Genomic DNA, 4,406 nt, shown 5'->3' on the forward strand with positions numbered 1-4,406 from the left:
TACAGGGTCTAAGCCACCATTAAGCATAACGTCCTGTTGAACTGTTTGCGCCTATTCTTCATTATGGGAAGAAAAGGGGGATTTTCATCCCTGGGTGGAGGGCAAACCATTGCCCATGGATCTTTTCCGTTTGAAGCGGCGTATATGCTAGGGATTCCTTCTATTGGAATATCGAATTTTACTTGGTATACGGCATATCAAGGATTAATTGCTGATTCGTTGCTTGAACCTCTAAAAAAAGCCTATGAAAAAATGACTTATTTCTTTTCTTTGACCGGAAGCGAAGAGCCGGATTGGGGGATGAAAGGAACGAAGCAGTTTGGCTTTTTTGCAAGAAATGTAGATGAAAATGAAGTTCATAGGATAAGGAAACTTATAAACACAACTGGCGATCAGTTCGTTGTTTTCTTTGGACTCGGCATGAAAATCGATATCGAGCAATTAGAACGGCTGCCGATTTGGGATAGCCCTAATTGTACGTTTATTGTTTCATCCAACGTCCAAGTGCAAAGGCCAAACGTTTTTTCCATTCCAAAAGACTACATCGAATCGCAACATTATATTGCCGCAGCGGATTTAATCATTTCAAAGCCTGGTTGGGGAATCGTTAGTGAAGCAGTATGCGCTTGTAAGCCATTATTGATTTTAGATCGACAAGTGATGAAAGAAGATCAACATACGATTTCGTTTTTAAAAGAAAATCATTTGTGCAAGACAATTACATGGAACGAATTACACAATTTTATCATTGACGAAGCGTTCATCAAAGAGCTGAGAAGTCAATATAAATATGCTCACACCTTTTTTGCTAATGAAGCGGATATGATTTCAAAAGAAATTTTGCAAGTGTTAAGAAATAAATAATGAAAGGGTTTAACCATAATGGGACAGCCAATTTTCTTACGTCCTGTATTCCAAGAGAGGATATAGAGCGGAACGAAATTGCTGGATTTGTACGGGTAGGACATTCCTTCCGAGCCAACGGGGGACTGTTGGGCCATTTCAACACATCTGTAAACAACAAAGGAGGGGACAGAAAGATGACATATAAAACAGCAGTAGAAAAATGGCTTTCCTATCCAGAGCTAGATGCAGAATTAAAACAACAATTAATTTCTATGCAGCATAATGAAAAAGCTCTTGAAGATAGTTTTTATAAAAATTTGGAATTCGGCACAGGCGGTATGCGCGGGGAAATTGGTCCTGGTACAAATCGAATGAATATCTATACCATTCGCAAAGCATCGGAAGGATTAACGCGTTATATCGTTGAACAAGGCGAAGAAGCGAAAGCGCGCGGTGTCGTGATTGCCTATGATTCTCGCCATAAGTCACCGGAGTTTGCCTTAGAAGTGGCAAAGACGGTTGGGAAGCATGGAATTAAAGCTTATTTATTTAAAGAGCTTCGTCCAACGCCAGAGCTGTCGTTTGCGGTTCGTTATCTTGGGGCGTTTGCCGGTGTGGTCATTACCGCAAGTCATAATCCGCCGGAGTATAACGGGTTTAACATATTTACCGAGAAGTCTCCCACCTCTAAACAAAGTGTAGGTGGGAGAGGAATCGGTTGTTTTTTCTCCTAAAAATAGAACATATGTGCTATACTATTCTTATCCATGATTTGGTGAAAGGAGGATCCACCATGCTTCGTGGGCAAAAAGTGGCCTTCCGGGCATCGAAGGCGGACCTCGAGCGGCTTCGTGCCTGTAACCGCGAGTCGGCTCGCGTCTGGAATGAATGCCTCCGATTGGCCAAAGAGCATTTCCTTCAACACGGCCGCTGGATCTCGAAAAGCGAGCTGCAAAAACAAACGAAAGGGCGATTCCATCTTCACAGCCAGTCCATTCAAGCCGTCTGCCACCAATACCTCTTCGCCCGGCAATCCGCTCGAGCCGCTATCCAGAAAGGACATCGCCACGTTCGTTATCCGTACAAGCAGAAGACATTTTTCAACACCAAATGGGCAAAAGACGGATTCACCATTCATGAAAATGGGAAAATCACGTTGTCCATGGGCATCCATGGTGGAAAACGCGAAAAACCGATTATCGTCTACGTCTCACAGCTGCCGCAGGGAACGATCAAAGAAATCGAATGTTGTTATGATCATGGCTGGTATCTTGCCATCACCTATGACGATGGCCAGGAAGCGAAAGCGTACCAGCCGGGGCATGCGGTTGGCGTCGATCTTGGCGAAATCCATACGATCGGGGCGTTTTGCGAAAACGGCCAAGCCCTCCTCATCACGGGGCGAAAGGTGCGCTCGCTTCACCGGCTGCGAAACAAAAAATTAGCCGAGATTCAACGCCGTCAATCGAGATGCCAAAAAGGGTCCCGGCAATGGAAAAAGTATGAACGGGCCAAGAAGTACATCTTATCGAAATCGGAACGCCAGCTGCGCGATGCCCTTCATAAAACAACGAAACAGTTTGTTGATTGGTGCCGTGCCCAATCGGTTTCCGATGTGTACATCGGAAATGTCGAGGGAGTCCAGCGGCACACGCGAAAGAAAAAACGGGCCAGCCGGAAACAAGCGCAAAAGCTCTCGAATTGGTCATTCGGGAAAACCAAGAACTATCTGGCCTACAAATTAGCCCAGCACGGCATTCGCCTGAAAGAGATGGACGAATCGTATACGAGCCAGACATGTCCTGTCTGCCGGAAACGAAAAAAAGTGTCGGGCCGAATTTTTGCCTGTTCTTGTGGATATAAAGAACATCGGGACGTTCATGGAGCCCGAAATATCTTGAGCAAGGCGGTGCATGGACATATTCTTCCTTGGCCGGTACCGACGAAGCTCACGTATCTACGGATTGCGTAAGCAAGAAGTAGTAGATGGGTCGTTCCGCCCCATCGGTCAAAAGCCGATGTTGCTTACCGAATCGGCCGGGAAGACTTCCGATGCGTGCATCGAGCGGGAGAAGAGAGCCTTCTTCTGCGCCGAAGCTTCTTCGGGCGAGTGGTAAGAAACTCCTATCTCTAAACGGAGTGTAGGTGGGAGAGGTTCATAGTGTATGGGCAAGACGGCGGGCAAATCCCGCCAGCTGTGGCAGATGCGATTATTCAATACGTCAATGCCGTCGAAAATGAATTGACGGTTGAAGTAGCAAGCGAGCAAGAACTTCTGGAAAACGGATTGCTTACCTATATCGGCGAAGAAATCGATGAAGCCTACCTTCAGCAATTAAAAACGATTCAACTCAATCCAGAAATAGTTGCGGAAGTAGCGAAAGATTTAAAAATTGTTTTTTCTCCTTTGCATGGCACAGCCAATAAGCTAGTCCGCGCTGGTTTAAAAGCATTTGGCTTTGAAAACGTGACGGTGGTAAAAGAACAAGAACTTCCAGACCCGAACTTTTCCACTGTTGCCTCGCCAAATCCGGAAGAGCATGCCGCGTTTGCATTAGCGATTCAATACGGTAAAAAAATCGATGCCGACATTTTAATGGCGACCGACCCGGATGCGGACCGGCTTGGTGTCGCGGTGAAAAATTTAGATGGCGAATATGTCGTGTTAACAGGCAACCAAATGGGTGCGTTAATGCTGGAATATTTATTATCCCAAAAGCAGGCAAAAGGAATCTTGCCGAAAAACGGCGTCGTTGTGAAAACGATCGTGACGTCCGAAATCGGCCGCGCGATTGCCGAGCATTATGGGTTGCCAACGATCAATACATTGACTGGGTTTAAATTTATCGGCGAGAAGATTAACGAGTTTGAACGAACAAGAGAATACACGTTCCAATTCGGGTATGAAGAAAGCTATGGCTATTTAATCCTCACATTTCGCACCCTAACAAGGTCAAAACAAAGGATTTTTTATTTAGTTTTTCAGAATAACTTTTTGACCAACACAACGAGCGATGGCAATCCTTTTTTTACCATCGCTGGTCGTTCCGTATGACGTTACACGTAAATGCTCTCATCCAGCCCCAACCCCTGCAGAATCCTTCGCTGATCAGGGGTAAGGGAGCGATCCAGTGAGCGTTGGATGCGCCCATCCGGCAGCTTGAACAGGACGACGTTCACATATTGAAACAGCTGAAAAATCGCCTGTCCCGTCGGCCGGGTCAGCTTGCGGCCTCCAGGACCCTTCAACGGGTGTTCTGGAGTAATAAACTGACGCACTCGGCGCTGAAAAACGCGGTAAATCGCCAAGGCCAACAGAAACAAATAGCCTAATACTGCGACCCGTTCTGGTTTTTTGACGTAAATCTCATCCGTGAAAAACGGATCTTTCAAAAAAGCGAAGTTCATTTCCACCGAGATCTGCCCTTTATATAGCTTCAAGATCTCTTGGGCATCCATGGGTTGGCCCTTCCATTCCTTCGGAACGGTCGTGACAAGGACAAACCGGGACGCTTTCCGTCTCGCCTGTTCCCACGCGTCTTGGTCGAATTCGACGTCAA

The 4,406-nt window shown here is 46.2% G+C and carries 3 protein-coding genes and 2 pseudogenes; 4 read left to right on the forward strand and 1 reads right to left on the reverse strand.

Annotation, left to right across the window (positions count from 1 at the left end; genetic code table 11):
• Nucleotides 1-36: 36 nt before the first annotated feature.
• The 4 genes and pseudogenes from ETC02_RS16130 to ETC02_RS16145 form a co-directional block, all read left to right on the forward strand.
• A complete protein-coding gene (locus ETC02_RS16130) occupies nt 37-864 on the forward strand; it encodes a glycosyltransferase family protein (protein WP_216367869.1) in 828 nt (275 codons plus the stop codon).
• A 176-nt stretch (nt 865-1,040) separates the two neighbouring features.
• Nucleotides 1,041-1,514, forward strand: a pseudogene (locus ETC02_RS16135) (phospho-sugar mutase); the annotation flags it as partial.
• 125 nt (nt 1,515-1,639) lie between these two features.
• On the forward strand, nt 1,640-2,818 hold the full coding sequence (locus ETC02_RS16140; protein ID WP_171698421.1) for an RNA-guided endonuclease InsQ/TnpB family protein: 1,179 nt from the start codon (nt 1,640-1,642) through the stop codon (nt 2,816-2,818).
• 189 nt (nt 2,819-3,007) lie between these two features.
• Nucleotides 3,008-3,784 (forward strand): annotated as a pseudogene (locus tag ETC02_RS16145) (phosphohexomutase domain-containing protein); the annotation flags it as partial.
• A 119-nt stretch (nt 3,785-3,903) separates the two neighbouring features.
• Here the strand turns inward: ETC02_RS16145 and ETC02_RS16150 are convergent.
• Nucleotides 3,904-4,406 (reverse strand): IS1634 family transposase (locus ETC02_RS16150; RefSeq protein WP_483299734.1); only part of this gene is annotated, 503 nt, incomplete at its 5' end.

This window comes from Geobacillus sp. DSP4a (assembly GCF_013096875.1).
Taxonomy (GTDB): Bacteria; Bacillota; Bacilli; order Bacillales; family Anoxybacillaceae; genus Geobacillus; species Geobacillus thermophilus.

What these genes read in the sequence shown, in the direction of transcription:
- ETC02_RS16140 (WP_171698421.1), top strand. Translation starts at nt 1,640, where the DNA reads ATGCTTCGTGGGCAAAAAGTGGCCTTCCGGGCATCGAAGGCGGACCTC.